Genomic DNA, 14,858 nt, shown 5'->3' with positions numbered 1-14,858 from the left:
TCGCTGTGACAGGCTGAGACGCATGAGCGAGCACCCATCCGACGGCGATCTCGTCGAGGTGCGCCGGGCGGTCTACCGGCCGCTGCGCCGCGGCAACGCCCTCGAGGACGCGGTCGCTCGCCTCGTGCAGACGATCCGTCTCGGCGTCGTCGCGCCCGGGGAGTCGCTTCCGCCCGAGCGCGAGCTCGCCGCATCGTTCGGTGTCAGTCGCGACACCGTGCGCGAGGCGATCCGCGAGCTCGCCGACACCGGGTACCTCGTGCCCAAGCGCGGCAGGTACGGTGGCACGTTCGTCGCCGACCCGCTGCCGCAGCCCTCGGATGCCGGTGCGGTGACCGCGGCTGAGATCGACGACGTGCTCGGGCTGCGTCTCGTGCTCGAGACCGGAGCGGTGCGGGCTGCGGCGGGGCGGACGCTGGATGCCGCGACCCGCGCCGACCTGTGGGCACGGCATGAGGCGGCGTTGCCGGCCGGGCCTGAGGAGTACCGCCGACTCGACACACTGCTGCACCTCGCGATCGCTGAGGCCGCCGGCATCCCCTCGCTCGTGGCACTGGTCGCCGAGAACCGGGCAGACGTCAACGCCTGGCTCGACACGTTCCCGCTGATGCCGCGCAACATCCAGCACTCGGGCGAACAGCACGAGCGGATCGTCACGGCGATCCTGGCCGGACGCCCGGATGCCGCCGAGGCCGCCATGCGCGACCACCTGGCAGGTTCCGAGGCGCTGCTGCGCGGGTTCCTGATCTGACCCTGCCCCGGCACGAGGTCGCCCCGGCATGAGGCTGCAGATCTGCAAGGCGTCGTGGATCTGCACCGTGTCGCAGTGATTCGGCGGAAACCCTGCGACCCGGACGGGTATCTGCGACCGGGTGCAGATGCCCGCCGGGATGGGCCCGCCGCGGCCCCGTCTGCATCGTGTCGCAACTCTGCACCGTGTCGCAGTGATTCGCGGCAAACCCTGCGACCGGGACGGGGATCTGCGACCGTGCGCAGATGCCCGCCCGGCGAGGGTCAGCGAGTGGCGTGCTCGTCTGCCACAGCAAGGGCCTCGTCGAGCACGGTGAGACCGCGCACCAGCTCGTCCTCACTGATCACGAGCGGCGGCGCCACGTGCATCCGGTTGAAGTGCGTGAACGGCCAGACACCTGCCTTCTTCGCGGCCGCGGCGAAGGCAGCCATCGGCGCGGCATCCGCTCCGCTCGCGTTGAACGGGACGAGCGGCTCGCGCGTCTCCTTGTCGCGCACGAGCTCGACCGCCCAGAACAGACCACGGCCGCGCACCTCCCCGACGCTCGGGTGCGTGTCGACCCAGCGGCGCAGGGTCGGCTCGACGACGCGCTCGCCGAGATCGCGCACGCGCTCGAGGATGCCGTCGCGGCGGAACACCTCGAACGTCGCCACACCCGCGGCGCACGCGAGCGGATGACCCGAGTACGTGAGACCACCGGCGAACGGGGTGGTGTCGAATGCCTTCGCGATGCGCTCCGAGATCACGACGCCGCCGAGCGGCACGTAGCCCGAGTTCACGCCCTTGGCGAAGGTGATCAGGTCGGGGCGGCCGTCGTACGCGTCGATGCCGAACCACTCGCCGAGCCGGCCGAAGCCGACCATGACCTCGTCGGCGATGTAGACGATGCCGTAGCGGTCGCACAGCTCGCGGACGCCCTGCAGATACCCGGGCGGCGGCACGAGCACGCCGTTCGTGCCCACCACGGTCTCGATGATGATCGCGGCGATGGTCGCGGGGCCCTCGAGCTGGATCGTCTGCTCGAGGTGGGCGAGCGCGCGCTCGGACTCCTGCTCCGGAGTCTCGGCGTGGAACGGCGAGCGGTAGAGGTAGGGCCCGAAGAAGCGCACGGCGCCCGAATCAGGGGTGCCGTTCGCCCACCGACGGGGGTCGCCCGTCAGCGAGATCGCGGTCGAGGTCGACCCGTGATAGCTGCGGTACATCGAGAGCACCTTGTGTCGGCCCGTCGACTGGCGGGCCATGCGCACCGCATACTCGTTGGCCTCGGCGCCGCCGTTCGTGAAGAACACCTTCTCGAACCCCTCGGGGGCGACCTCGACGATGAGTCGCGCGAGCTCACCGCGCACGTCGTTCGCCATCGCCGGCTGGATGGTCGAGAGGCGGCCCGCCTGCTGCTGGATCGCGGCGACCAGGTCGGGATGCTGGTGCCCGAGGTTGAGGTTCACGAGCTGGCTCGAGAAGTCGAGGTAGGCGTTGCCGGCGTAATCCCAGAACGTCGAGCCCTCGCCCGCGGCGACGGGCAGCGGGTCGATGAGTCCCTGGGCGCTCCAGGAGTGGAAGACGTGGCCGCGGTCGTCCGCCCGCACCTGTGCCTCGGCCTCGGGGGCCGGAAGCGGATGCGATGCGCCGTGGCGATCGGTGAAGTTCGTCATGTCTCGTGTTTCAGTTCTCGGTGTCTGCTCGGGAGCTCAGTGGTTGCTCGGGAAGCCCAGGTCGATCTGCGAGGGCGTGTGGTCGGGCCAGCGTGTGGTGACGACCTTCGACCGAGTGTAGAAGTGCACCGACTCCGGTCCGTAGATGTGCGAATCGCCGAACAGCGAGTCCTTCCATCCACCGAACGAGTAGGCGCCGATCGGCACGGGGATCGGAACGTTGACGCCGACCATTCCGACCTCGACGTCGAACTCGTACTGGCGGGCGGTGCCGCCGTCGCGCGTGAAGATCGCGGTGCCGTTGCCGTAGGCGTTCGCGTTGACGAGTTCGACCGCGTCGGCGTAGGTCTCGACGCGTACGACCGAGAGCACCGGCCCGAAGATCTCGTCGTCGTAGACCTTCATGCCCGGCGCGACCCGGTCGATGAGACTGACGCCGATGAAGAAGCCGTCGGAGTCGAACTGCGTGGTCGTGCCGTCGACCACCACCGTGGCCCCCTCGGCCGACGCACCCGTCACGTACGAGGCGACGCGGTCGCGGTGCTCACGGGTGATGAGCGGGCCCATCTCGCTCGCGGCATCCGTGCCGGCGCCGATTGTGAGGCCCTCGATGCGCGAGGCGGTGGCAGCGACCAGGTCGTCGGCGATGTCGCCGACGGCGACCAGCACCGAGACGGCCATGCAGCGCTCGCCGGCCGAGCCATAGGCTGCCGAGACCGCGGCGTCGGCGGCGGCGTCGATGTCGGCATCCGGCATCACGACCATGTGGTTCTTGGCGCCGCCGAGCGCCTGGACGCGCTTGCCCGCGTTGGCAGCGCGCTGGTAGATCGAGCGGGCGATGGGAGTCGAGCCGACGAAGCTGACGGCGTTCACGCGGGGGGAGTCGAGCAGCGCGTCGACGGCCTCCTTGTCGCCGTGCACGACGTTGAGCACGCCGTCGGGCAGACCGGCCTCCTGGAAGAGCTTCGCGATCCAGACGGCGGCCGACGGGTCCTTCTCGCTGGGCTTGAGCACGACCGTGTTGCCGCAGGCGATCGCCGAGGCGACCATCCACAGCGGCACCATCACCGGGAAGTTGAAGGGCGTGATCGCCGCGACGACGCCGACGGGCTGCTTGGCCGAGTGCACGTCGACGCCGCGCGAGACCTGCTCGCTGCGCTCGCCCTTGAGCAGGTGCACCAGGCCGGCGGCGAACTCGACGTTCTCGATGCCGCGCGAGACCTCGCCCGCGGCATCCGAGAGCACCTTGCCGTGCTCGGAGGTGACGATCGCCGCGAGTTCAGGCGTGCGCTCCTTGAGCAGCTGGCGCAGGCGGAAGAACACGTCGGCGCGCTTGATCAGGCTCGTCTCGCGCCACGCGGGCAGAGCGGATGCCGCGGCACGGATCGCCTCGTCGACCTCGGCGGTGGAGGCGAAGGCGACGTGCTTCGTCACCTCTCCCGTGGCGGGGTCGAAGACCTGGCCCGTGCGCGCCGCATCGGCGGTCTCTGCTCCATTGATGAGGTGACGGACGATGTCCACGGGGCTCCTTCGTGCGGCGTGATCCGTATCGAACACTCTGACCGAGGTTCGCTACGCTGGGTTCTCTCCCATGATCACAGAGCGCACGAGGGCGGACAGGTGTCAGAACGTAGTGACTTCGGGCAAGTCCGGACAGAACGTCCGGAGGAGGGTGCCTTCCTGACGGTGTCCGACGTCCTCTCCGAGGCGGCCGTGCAGCAGGGCGGACCCTCGGTGCTCGTCGGCGGCGCCGCCCTCGATGTCGCGGTGCGGTGGGTGCATGTCTCCGACAGCCCCGACGTCGCGCGGCTTCTCGACGGCGGCGAACTGCTGCTCACGACGGGAGCCGGCTGGCCGAGCGACGTCGAGCAGCTTCGGCAGTTCGCGACCAGCCTGCATCGCGCGGGCATCGCCGGCATCGTGTTCGAGGTGGGCACGGCCCGCGACGCGGTGCCCGCGCCGGTGGTCGACCTGTGCGAGACGGCCGGACTGGCTCTCATCGCATTGACGCGAGAGGTCAAGTTCGTCGCGGTGACCGAGGCGGTGCATCACGCCCTCATCGCCGCGCAGACGCACGCTCTGCACGAGCGCCAGCATCTGCATGAGCTCTTCACCGCACTGAGCCTGAGGGGCGCGCCGGCCGACGTCGTCGTGTCCGAGACTGCGCGGGCGCTGCGCGCGCCGGTGGTCCTCGAGAATCTCGCGGGGGAGGTGATCGCCACCGAGGGGCTCGACATGCCGATCGCCGAGGTCCTGAGGTCGCGGGGCGACGCCGAGGGGGTGCCCGTGCAGGCGCGCGGGGTGCGCTGGGGCACGCTGCTCGCTCTGCCCGGTCCGACGCACCCTGCCGGACGACTCACGGTGCTCGAGCAGGGGGCGACGGCCCTCGCGTTCGGCTGCATCGCCGACGGCGGCGACACGGAATGGTCGCTGCTCGCTCAGCGCGCGGTGATCGACGACCTGCTGGGAGCGCGGTTCGCCACGGCCGACGACATCGATGCGCGCCTGCGGGCCGGCGGTTTCGCCCTCACCGACCGGCAGTGCCACGGGATCGTCGTCCGGGGCTCGGCGTCGATCAGCGAGCTCGCGTATCGCGCGCGGCAGGCGGGGTGCGCCGTCGTCGCAGCCCCGGTCGGGGGCGACGATGTCGCGCTGCTGTCGCTGCCGGCATCCGTCGTGCTGACCGACGAGGTCGTGCTGCGCATCGCCGGCCCCGACAGGGCGGTGTTCGTCGGCCCAGCCGCCGACGATGTGATCGGGCTGCTCGGCTCGCTGCGTGCCGCGCGCGACCTCGCCGACAGCGACCGGGCCGAGGCCGGGGTCAGGGTGCGCCGCGTCGACGACCGCCCGCTCGAGCGCCTCGTCGCGACCCTGCGCGACGATCACCGGCTGCACGAGCACAGCGAGCGGATGCTGGCGCCGCTGATCCATCACGACAGGGAGCGCCGCGGCGACCTGCTCGACGTGCTCGCCGCCCTCGTCGCGCACCCGGGCAACCGTTCGGCCGCAGCGGCGGCGAGCCACCTGTCGCGGTCGGTCTTCTATCAGCGCCTGACTCTGATCGGCGATCTGCTCGGCGCCGACCTCGACGACGGCGAGACGATCGCGGCGCTGCACCTGGCCCTGCTCGCGAGGCGGCGCACCGCGGCATCCGCCTGAATCGGATCGACGGGGTCAGAGCACCGACTGCGCGTCGGTGAGCACACCGCGCAGGATCTGCTCGATCTGGCGGAACTCGCTCGGCCCCACCGTGAGCGGCGGCGCGAGCTGGATCACGGGGTCGCCCCGGTCGTCGGCTCGGCAGTAGAGCCCGGCCTCGAACAGTGCGGGAGAGAGGAAGCCGCGCAGCAGCCGCTCGGACTCGTCGTCGTCGAAGGTCTCGCGCGTCGCCTTGTCCTTCACGAGCTCGATGCCGAAGAAGTAGCCGTCTCCGCGCACGTCGCCGACGATCGGCAGATCGAGGAGCTTCTCGAGTTCGGCGCGGAACAGGGGGGAGTTCTCGCGGACGTGCGCGTTGAGCCCCTCCTCGTCGAAGATCGCGAGGTTCTCGAGGGCGACCGCCGCCGAGACCGGGTGCCCGCCGAACGTGTAGCCGTGCGGGAACGACATGTCGCCCTTCGAGAACGGCTCGTAGATCCGGTCGCTGATGACGGTCGCGCCGATGGGGGAGTAGCCGCTGGTCATGCCCTTGGCGCACGTGATCATGTCGGGCACGTAGCCGAGGCCCGTGCACGCGAAGGTGTGTCCGAGGCGACCGAACGCGCAGATGACCTCGTCCGAGACGAGCAGCACGTCGTGACGGTCGCAGATCTCGCGCACCCTGGCGAAGTAGCCGGGAGGGGGCGGGAAGCATCCGCCCGAGTTCTGCACGGGTTCGAGGAACACGGCGGCGACGGTGTCTGCGCCCTCGAACAGGATCATCTCTTCGATGCGGTCGGCGGCCCAACGGCCGAAGGCCTCGAGGTCGTCGCTCGGGCCGCCCATCTCGGCCGCGCGGTAGAAGTTGGTGTTCGGCACTCGGAAGCCGCCGGGCGTGACCGGCTCGAACATCGACTTCATGGCCGGGATGCCGGTGATGGCCAGCGCGCCCTGCGGGGTGCCGTGATACGCGACCGAGCGCGAGATGACCTTGTGCTTGGTGGGCTTGCCCATCAGCTTCCAGTAGTGCTTCGCGAGCTTGAACGCGGTCTCCACCGCCTCGCCGCCGCCGGTCGAGAAGAACACGCGGTTGAGGTCGCCGGGGGCCTCGTCGGCCAGCCGGTCCGCGAGCTCGATGGCCGCCGGGTGCGCATACGACCAGAGCGGGAAGAACGACAGCTCGGACGCCTGCTTCGCCGCGGCCTCGGCGAGACGACGGCGTCCGTGGCCGGCGTTCACGACGAAGAGTCCGGCGAGGCCGTCGAAGTACTCCTTGCCCTTCGAGTCCCAGATGCGGTGGCCGTCGCCCTTGACGATGATCGGCACTCCGCTCTTCTCCATCGTGGACTGCCGCGTGAAGTGCATCCACAGGTGGTCCTTGGCCATGGCCTGGAGTTCGGCCTCGGACGGTGTCGGGCGTTGCGTGCTCATCTGGTCCCCCAGTTGTAGAGCTGCTTCTGCAGCTTGGCGTAGATGAAGGTCTCGGTCGACAGCACTCCGTCGATCGGGCGGATGTGGTCGTTGATGAGGGCGAGGAGGTCTTCGTCGTCCTCGCACACGACCTCGGCGAGGATGTCGAACGAGCCGACCGTGATCACCACGTAGTCGATCGCGGGGATCTCCGCGATCGCCTCCGCGACCACGCGGGTGTCGCCGGAGACGCGGATGCCGATCATCGCCTGACGCGGGAAGCCGAGCTGCATCGGGTCGGTGACGGCGACGATCTGCATCACGCCGGACTCGGTGAGACGCTGCACGCGCTGGCGCACGGCGGCCTCGCTGAGCCCGACCTCGCGTCCGATGTCGGAGTACGAGCGTCGCCCGTCTTCCTGGAGCAGCTCGATGATCGTCTTGGCGACATCATCCAGAGGGGGATGCTTCTTCGAGGACGGCATGATGCGATCCTCGCACCGCAACGGGTTGCTTTCAACCGATTCCGCAGAATCGATAGAGGCTCAGCGACGAAAACGCAGAATACTGGCCTATGCCTCGAGCGGGCCGAGCCAGGCGCTCGCCGCAGTGGAGTGCGCGGATTCGGGATCGGAGGGATGGAACGCCCCCGCCAGGACGTCGCGGTAGAGCCGTGAGAGCTCGTTCGAGGAGAAGTACGAACCGCCGCCGGCCACGAGCATCGCCTGATCGACGACGTGCTTCGACATCGTGATGGCCCGGTGCTTGACCCCCGACAGCAGAGCGAACCACCGAGCGCCGTTGTCGACCTTCTCGTCGACGTCGCGCGCGAGCACCGCGATCTGCGGCGGGAGCGCGTCGTACGCGAGGCCCATGTCGGCGATGCGCCAGCGGATGTCGGGGTCTTGGCTGTAGGTCGCACCCGTCTTCTTGGATCGACGCATCTGGGCGGTGAGCACCGCCAGGTCGAGCGCGCGCCGTGCGATACCGGTGTAGACCGAGGCGAGCAGGATCTCGAAGACCGAGAAGATCCCGAAGACGATCGGATCGGGGTTGGGGCCCGGATCGATGCGGCGCACCACATGCGCGGCATCCGCGGTGGCTCCGTCGAGACGCGTCGTGCGGCTCTGGGTGCCTCGCATGCCGAGGGTGTCCCAGTCGTCGCCGGTGACGACCGCGTCGGTGCGGTCGACGAATGCGAAGACCAGCTTCGGAGCGTCGGCGCTCGTCGTGTCGAGGCCGTGCAGGCCCAGCTTGGTCCACACGGGGGCGAGGGAGGTGAAGATCTTGGTGCCGGTGAACGCGTAGCCGCCGTCGTCGGTGGGCGCGGCCTCGGTGTCGCTGCCGAACAGCACCAGGTCGTTGCCGCCCTCGCTGATCCCGAAGGCGAACACCTCGCCCGCCACCGCGCCGTCCTGCACGAACTCGAGCCCGGGCACACCACGGTCGGAGAAGACCTTCGCGACGCCGGTCCAGACCAGGTGCATGTTGATCGCGAGCGCGGTGGCCGGTGCGGCGGACGCCAGGCGCTGCTGCAGGATCGCCGCCTCGGCCAGTCCGAGGCCCGCGCCACCGCGGTCGGCGGGAACCAGGATCGACAGGTAACCCGCATCGCGCAGCTCGGCGAGGTCCTGCTCGGGGAACGTGTTCTCGCGGTCGTGGATCGGGGCGCGCTCGCGGATGCGCTCGAGAAGGTCGTCGGGAAGATACGCGGTCGGGTCGAACGTGCTCACGCGAGGGCCTCTCTCAGCTGGCGGATGGTCTCGTCGGGCTTGTCGCGGTGCAGGGAGTGGCCCGCGCCCTCGACGACCGACATCGTGATCAGCGGGTTCGACGCGAGCACGTCGGCCGCGACGTCGCCGGTGAAGATGCTGTACACCGCGGGATCGGAGGCGATCACGTGGGTGGGAACGGTCAGTCGTGCGGCATCCGCAGTGACATCCCAGGGGGTGTTCTGCGCACTGGTCTGCTCGATCGCCCAGGCGCTCGCGCGGTGCACCGCGTCGACCTTCAGCTCCCAGTCCTGCGGATGCCAGTGCGGATGCTCCTGCTGCACGAGTTCGAGTCGATTGTCGGCGAACGCACGCTCCTGGCTCTTCCGCACGATCGTGGCATCCCGGCCGCCCACGAGGATCGCGGGGTCGAGGAGCACGAGTCGGCGTGTCCAGTCGGGGGCGGATGCCGCGGCAGCCGTGCTGGACGCTCCGCCGAGCGAGTGGCCGACGACGGCATCCCATGGCCCATCGCCGTCGGGCGTCGTCGCGGCGAGGTCTGCCGCATAGGCGGCGACCGAGTAGTCGAGGGCGCGCGGAGCGTCGCCGTGACCGCGCAGGTCGACGGCGGTCGCGTGCCACCCGGCGTCGGCGAGGGCAGCGCCGACCCGCCACATGAGAGCCGCGGACGAGCCGAGGCCGTGCACGAGGAGCACTCGGCGATCGGACGCCGGGTCGCCCCAGGAGATGCGGGGCAGCGTGAGCGGTGCAGGCATGCAGCAAGCCTACGACCGCGTCGCGACGGAGAGGCGTTCCGAGTTCAGGCCAGCGGAGGCAGGTCGCCGTGCGTCGTCAGAACGCGCGCTGCGGCGGCGTGGCCCGCACTCAGCCGGGCTGCGAGCTCGGCGCCGTCGAGCGTGGCGGCGAGGAACCCCGCGGCGAAGGCATCGCCGGCGCCGACCGGCTCGACGACCTCGACCTTCGGGGCCGCCACGAACACCGGCTCGTCCCCGCCGTGGAACGCCGTCGCGCCGACGTCGCCGTCCTTGACGACGAGCAGCCCGCAGGTCGGCAGATGGGCGCGGATCTCGGCGGGAGTGGCTGTGCCCCAGATGCGCTCGGCCTCGTCTCGTCCGACGAAGGCGATGTCGGCGGCATCCGCCAGACGCGTGAGAGTGTCGGCAGCCTCCTGCGTCGTCCACAGCGCGCGGCGATCGTTGACGTCGAACGAGACGAGGGCTCCGGCCGTGCGGGCGTCGAGGAACAGCTGATCGACCATCGAGCGGCAGGTGGGGGAGAGCGCGGGCGTGATGCCCGTCGTGTGCACGATGCGGACGCCGTCCAGTTGCGTGGCGCCGAGGAAGCCCGGAGCCATCAGCGACGCCGCCGACCCGCGTCGGTAGTAGTAGACGGACGACGACTCGACGCCCGGGTCCTTGAACATGACGCCGGTGGGAGCATCCTCGTCGGTCTCCACCCAGAGATCGACGCCGCGGCGGGCCAGCTCGGTGGAGATGCGGATGCCGATCGGATCGTCGCCGAGGCGCGACGCCCAGGCGGCCCGGTGCCCTGCCGAGACAAGACCGACGGCCACGTTGCCCTCTGCCCCGGCCAGACCGAGCGCCGCTGTCTCGGTCTCGGCGAGCGGGGCGCCGAGGGCGGTGACGAGTCCCATGGACTCGCCGACGCAGACGACCTCGGGTGCGGGGGATGCGGGGGAGGGCGCAGAGCTCATGAAGGGGTGACCGCCAGGGGTTCGGTGTCGGGGTGCGGACTCGCATCGCGATGACGCAGGTCGGGGAAGAAGCGGATGAAGACGATCGAGACGACGAGTCCCGCCGCGGCGAAGAGGGTCGCGGCGAGGTAGGCCCCGCGCGGGTCGGTCGCATCGACGAGGAAGCCCGCGACGGCGGAGCCCGCGGCCGCGCCGATGAGCTGACCGGTGCCCGCCCAGCCGAACGCCTCAGCGGTCTCGCTGAACTTGACACTCGCCGTGGTGATGGCGAACAGCACGGCGAGAGCCGGTGCCACGCCGATGCCCGCGACGATCAGGGTGCCGCCGAGCCAGAACTCGTTGAGCGAGAACATCGTGAGTGCGAGGCCGAGGGTGACGATGGTGAGGCGGCGGGCCATCGCCCACGGGCCGATGGGGATGTGTCCGAACGAGAGCCCGCCGGCGAGACTGCCGACGGCGAATACCGCGAGCACGAGACCGGCTGCCAGGCTGCCGTGCTCGAACGTCGCCACGACGCCGACCTCGACCGCGGAGCATGCTCCGATGAGCAGGAAGCCGATGACGGTGGCGAGCAGCACCGGGGGCTTGAGCACCACCTTGCCGAGCGCGCTGCGACTGCGCGGGATGCGTACGCGACCGACTTCGGGGGAGAGGATGAACCACGCGCCCCCGCCGACGAGGACGACCGCGACGAGAAGCAGCCCGACGGCCGTGCCTATCTGCGTCGACACCAGGGTGATGGCCACGGGGGCGAGCACCCAGATGATCTCCTGCAGCGACGCGTCGAGGGAGAAGAGGGGAGTGAGCTGCGACGAGTTCACGAGCTTCGGATAGATGGTGCGCACCGCGGCCTGCACCGGCGGGGTGGAGAGTCCGGCGATCATGCCGAGCGCCATGTACCCGGGGACGTTGAGGGGGAGCAGCGCGAGCCCCAGCACGGCGAGCACGCACACCGTCAGCGTGAGGGTGAGCACGCGGCGCATGCCCCAGGCACCCATCCACCGACTCGTGATGGGGCCGGCGACCGCCTGGCCGACGCTGGTGGCGGCGAGAACGAGACCGGCGGAGCCGTAGGACCCGGTCTGCTGCTCGACGTGCAGCAGGATCGCGAGCGAGGTCATCCCGTTGGGGAAGCGAGCGGTCAGCTGTGCAGCGATCATGCGCGCCACACCTGGCGTGCGAAGAAGGTCCCGATATCCCGCCACGGGTCAACGCTACCGGGAGGCGCCGACGCGGGTCCAAGCCGGACGCGCGCGACACGCCGCGACACGCCCGCGTCGAGTTTCCACAGAAAATCCGATGTCCGAGGTCGACCGTATGGTCCCCCCTGTGGATGGATCTCTCACAGGTCGTTCCCAGCCGCGATTTCACGCGGTTCGCAGGAGCTGTCAAGGGGGCTGTGCCTGTGGAAGAAACGGTGGAGAACCTGTGTTGTAACAGTGGAGAGCGGTGGAAAACTACACGTATGTAACTACTACCCCTAGTGGTCACCCCGAATGTCCGTACCTATATGTAGTATTGAGATCCCGGTGAGGGTCTGCCGGCAAAAAGCTTGAGAACACGAAGCAATCAGAGATTGAGGGGAAGCGAAAAGATGTCGATCACGGTCTACACCAAGCCGTCCTGCGTTCAGTGCAACGCCACCTACCGCGCGCTCGACGCCAAGGGCATCGAGTACGAGATCCTCGACCTGTCGGAAGACGCGACGGCGCTCGAGCACGTCAAGGCGCTCGGCTACATGCAGGCACCCGTCGTCGTCACCGACGAGGGTCACTGGTCGGGCTTCCGTCCCGACAAGATCGACGAGCTCGCCTCGCGTCTGGCGTGATCCGCCATGAGCGCCGTCGCGACCGCCGCGCCGCTCCTGGTCTACTTCTCGAGCGCCTCGGGTAACACCGCGCGCTTCGTCGAGAAGCTCGGGCTCCCGGCCCGACGCATTCCCCTTCTCCGACAGCAGGAAGAACTCGTCGTCGACGAGCCCTTCGTGCTGATCACCCCCACCTACGGTGGGGGTGAGGGGCGCGGCGTCGAACGAGGCGCGGTGCCCAAGCAGGTCATCCGGTTCCTCAACGACGAGCGCAACCGGCGTCACATCCGCGGGGTCATCTCGGCGGGCAACACCAACTTCGGCGAGTCCTTCTGTCTCGCCGGTGACATCATCAGCCGCAAGTGCCACGTGCCTCACTTGTATCGGCTCGAGATCTTCGGCACACAAGACGATGTAGATCGCGTGAGCGACGGATTGGAGCGACGGTGGGTACCGCAGTTGACGAGCAGGCAGGAGCCGACTCCGTGACGGACACGGTGGCGTTCAAGATGAACCCGACCTACGAGGGCCTGGACTACCACGCCCTCAACGCGATGCTGAACCTGTACGACGCGAACGGCAAGATCCAGTTCGACGCCGACAAGCGGGCCGCACGCGAGTACTTCCTGCAGCACGTCAACCAGAACACGGTGTTCTTCCACTCGCTCAAGGAGCGCCTCGACTACCTCGTCGAGAAGGAGTACTACGAGCCGGCCGTCATCGAGCAGTACTCGCTCGAGTTCATCCAGAAGCTCAACGACCTCGCCTACGGCAAGAAGTTCCGCTTCGAGACCTTCCTCGGCGCCTTCAAGTACTACACGAGCTACACGCTCAAGACCTTCGACGGCAAGCGCTACCTCGAGCGCTTCGAAGACCGCGTCGTGATGACGGCCCTCGGCCTCGCCGGCGGCGACGAGCAGCTCGCCGTCGCCCTGGTCGAGGAGATCATCTCCGGCCGCTTCCAGCCCGCGACCCCGACCTTCCTCAACTCGGGCAAGGCCCAGCGCGGCGAGCTCGTCAGCTGCTTCCTGCTGCGCATCGAAGACAACATGGAGTCGATCGCCCGCGGCATCAACTCCGCTCTCCAGCTCTCCAAGCGCGGCGGCGGCGTGGCGCTGCTGCTCTCGAACATCCGCGAGGCCGGCGCGCCGATCAAGCAGATCGAGAACCAGTCCTCGGGCATCATCCCCGTGATGAAGCTGCTCGAAGACAGCTTCAGCTACGCCAACCAGCTCGGCGCTCGTCAGGGTGCCGGTGCGGTGTACCTCAACGCGCACCACCCCGACATCATGCGCTTCCTCGACACCAAGCGTGAGAACGCCGACGAGAAGATCCGCATCAAGACGCTGTCGCTCGGTGTCGTCGTCCCCGACATCACGTTCGAGCTCGCCAAGAACGGCGAGGACATGTACCTCTTCTCGCCGTACGACGTCGAGAAGGTCTACGGCGTTCCCTTCGGCGACATCTCGGTCACCGAGAAGTACCGCGAGATGGTCGACGACCCGCGCATCAAGAAGACCAAGATCAACGCTCGCGAGTTCTTCCAGACCATCGCCGAGATCCAGTTCGAGTCGGGCTACCCGTACATCATGTTCGAGGACACGGTGAACAAGGCCAACCCGATCAAGGGCCGCATCAACATGTCCAACCTCTGCAGCGAGATCCTTCAGGTCAACACGCCGACCACGTACAACGACGACCTGTCGTACGACCAGATCGGCAAGGACATCTCCTGCAACCTCGGCTCGATGAACATCGCGCTGTCGATGGATGCCGACGACCTCGGCCAGACGGTCGAGACCGCGATCCGTGCGCTGAGCGCGGTGAGCGACCAGAGCCACATCCGCTCGGTCCGCTCGATCGAAGACGGCAACGACCGCTCGCACGCGATCGGCCTCGGCCAGATGAACCTGCACGGCTACCTCGCTCGCGAGCACGTGCACTACGGCTCCGAAGAGGGCATCGACTTCACGAACATCTACTTCTACACGGTGCTGTTCCACGCGCTGCGCGCCTCGAACAACATCGCGATCGAGCGCAAGCAGGCCTTCGACGGCTTCGAGGACTCGACTTACGCGTCGGGGGAGTTCTTCGACAAGTACATCGAGCGCGCCTGGGTGCCCGAGACCGAGAAGGTCAAGGAGCTCTTCGCGGGCAAGCACATCCCGACGCAGGAGGACTGGGTGGCGCTGAAGGCGTCGATCCAGGAGCACGGCATCTACAACCAGAACCTGCAGGCCGTGCCGCCGACCGGATCGATCTCGTACATCAACAACTCGACGTCGTCGATCCACCCGATCGCGTCGAAGATCGAGATCCGCAAGGAAGGCAAGCTCGGTCGCGTCTACTACCCGGCGCCGTTCATGACGAACGACAACCTGGAGTACTACCAGGACGCGTACGAGATCGGCTACGAGAAGGTCATCGACACCTACGCCGCCGCCACCCAGCACGTCGATCAGGGCCTGTCGCTGACGCTGTTCTTCAAGGACACCGCCACGACGCGTGACATCAACAAGGCGCAGATCTACGCATGGCGCAAGGGCATCAAGACGATCTACTACATCCGTCTGCGTCAGCTGGCGCTCGAGGGCACCGACATGACCGAGTGCGTCTCCTGCATGCTCTGAGCTCCCTGAACACGAGAAACGAC

General features: G+C 68.5%; 13 protein-coding genes. 5 read left to right on the top strand and 8 right to left on the bottom strand.

Annotated features, from left to right (window positions below):
* Nucleotides 1–22 precede the first annotated feature (22 nt).
* On the top strand, nt 23–751 hold the full coding sequence (locus AB0N61_RS04365; RefSeq protein WP_363361995.1) for a GntR family transcriptional regulator: 729 nt from the start codon (nt 23–25) through the stop codon (nt 749–751).
* A gap of 263 nt (nt 752–1,014) precedes the next feature.
* Here the strand turns inward: AB0N61_RS04365 and AB0N61_RS04360 are convergent, their stop codons facing one another.
* Both AB0N61_RS04360 and AB0N61_RS04355 read right to left on the bottom strand, forming a co-directional pair.
* Complete coding sequence (locus AB0N61_RS04360) at nt 1,015–2,403, bottom strand: aspartate aminotransferase family protein (RefSeq protein WP_363361994.1); 1,389 nt, start codon at nt 2,401–2,403, stop codon at nt 1,015–1,017.
* 36 nt (nt 2,404–2,439) lie between these two features.
* Complete coding sequence (locus AB0N61_RS04355) at nt 2,440–3,924, bottom strand: CoA-acylating methylmalonate-semialdehyde dehydrogenase (protein WP_363361992.1); 1,485 nt, start codon at nt 3,922–3,924, stop codon at nt 2,440–2,442.
* Nucleotides 3,925–4,089: 165 nt separating this feature from the next.
* On the opposite strand from AB0N61_RS04355, the gene AB0N61_RS04350 reads away from it, so the two are divergent.
* Nucleotides 4,090–5,562: a PucR family transcriptional regulator ligand-binding domain-containing protein gene (locus AB0N61_RS04350; RefSeq protein ID WP_363361990.1), complete on the top strand. Its 1,473-nt coding sequence runs from the start codon at nt 4,090–4,092 to the stop codon at nt 5,560–5,562.
* A 15-nt stretch (nt 5,563–5,577) separates the two neighbouring features.
* Here AB0N61_RS04350 and AB0N61_RS04345 read toward each other — a convergent pair whose 3' ends face one another.
* The 6 genes from AB0N61_RS04345 to AB0N61_RS04320 all read right to left on the bottom strand — a co-directional run bounded on the left by AB0N61_RS04345 (nt 5,578) and on the right by AB0N61_RS04320 (nt 11,603).
* Nucleotides 5,578–6,972: an aspartate aminotransferase family protein gene (locus AB0N61_RS04345; protein WP_363361989.1), complete on the bottom strand. Its 1,395-nt coding sequence runs from the start codon at nt 6,970–6,972 to the stop codon at nt 5,578–5,580.
* Nucleotides 6,969–7,436, bottom strand: coding sequence for an Lrp/AsnC family transcriptional regulator (locus AB0N61_RS04340; protein ID WP_167948494.1), 468 nt, complete (start codon nt 7,434–7,436; stop codon nt 6,969–6,971). Before AB0N61_RS04340 ends, AB0N61_RS04345 begins: the two co-directional genes overlap by 4 nt.
* A gap of 87 nt (nt 7,437–7,523) precedes the next feature.
* A complete protein-coding gene (locus tag AB0N61_RS04335; RefSeq protein WP_363361987.1) occupies nt 7,524–8,684 on the bottom strand; it encodes an acyl-CoA dehydrogenase family protein in 1,161 nt (386 codons plus the stop codon).
* The gene (locus tag AB0N61_RS04330; RefSeq protein WP_363361986.1) at nt 8,681–9,439 is read right to left on the bottom strand and encodes an alpha/beta hydrolase; all 759 of its coding nucleotides are present in this window, start codon (nt 9,437–9,439) and stop codon (nt 8,681–8,683) included. The genes AB0N61_RS04335 and AB0N61_RS04330 overlap by 4 nt, the downstream gene beginning before the upstream one ends.
* 44 nt (nt 9,440–9,483) lie before the next feature.
* Nucleotides 9,484–10,398 (bottom strand): sugar kinase, encoded by a 915-nt coding sequence (locus AB0N61_RS04325; protein ID WP_363361984.1) that lies wholly within the window; start codon nt 10,396–10,398, stop codon nt 9,484–9,486.
* Nucleotides 10,395–11,603, bottom strand: coding sequence for an MFS transporter (locus AB0N61_RS04320; protein WP_363361982.1), 1,209 nt, complete (start codon nt 11,601–11,603; stop codon nt 10,395–10,397). The genes AB0N61_RS04325 and AB0N61_RS04320 overlap by 4 nt, the downstream gene beginning before the upstream one ends.
* A gap of 389 nt (nt 11,604–11,992) precedes the next feature.
* On the opposite strand from AB0N61_RS04320, the gene nrdH reads away from it, so the two are divergent.
* The 3 genes from nrdH to nrdE are packed head-to-tail and all read left to right on the top strand — an operon-like array spanning nt 11,993 to nt 14,835.
* Nucleotides 11,993–12,226, top strand: a complete 234-nt coding sequence (gene nrdH, locus AB0N61_RS04315; RefSeq protein ID WP_363361981.1) for a glutaredoxin-like protein NrdH — start codon at nt 11,993–11,995, stop codon at nt 12,224–12,226.
* A gap of 6 nt (nt 12,227–12,232) precedes the next feature.
* Entirely contained in the window at nt 12,233–12,694 is a 462-nt protein-coding gene (gene nrdI, locus AB0N61_RS04310; protein WP_167948499.1) for a class Ib ribonucleoside-diphosphate reductase assembly flavoprotein NrdI, read from the top strand.
* A 20-nt stretch (nt 12,695–12,714) separates the two neighbouring features.
* Nucleotides 12,715–14,835, top strand: coding sequence for a class 1b ribonucleoside-diphosphate reductase subunit alpha (gene nrdE / locus AB0N61_RS04305; RefSeq protein ID WP_363362053.1), 2,121 nt, complete (start codon nt 12,715–12,717; stop codon nt 14,833–14,835).
* Nucleotides 14,836–14,858 lie beyond the last annotated feature (23 nt).

This window comes from Microbacterium sp. NPDC089320 (genome assembly GCF_040684875.1).
In the GTDB taxonomy this organism is placed as follows: Bacteria; Actinomycetota; Actinomycetes; order Actinomycetales; family Microbacteriaceae; genus Microbacterium.
This window is presented reverse-complemented; position numbering and strand designations above follow the sequence as displayed.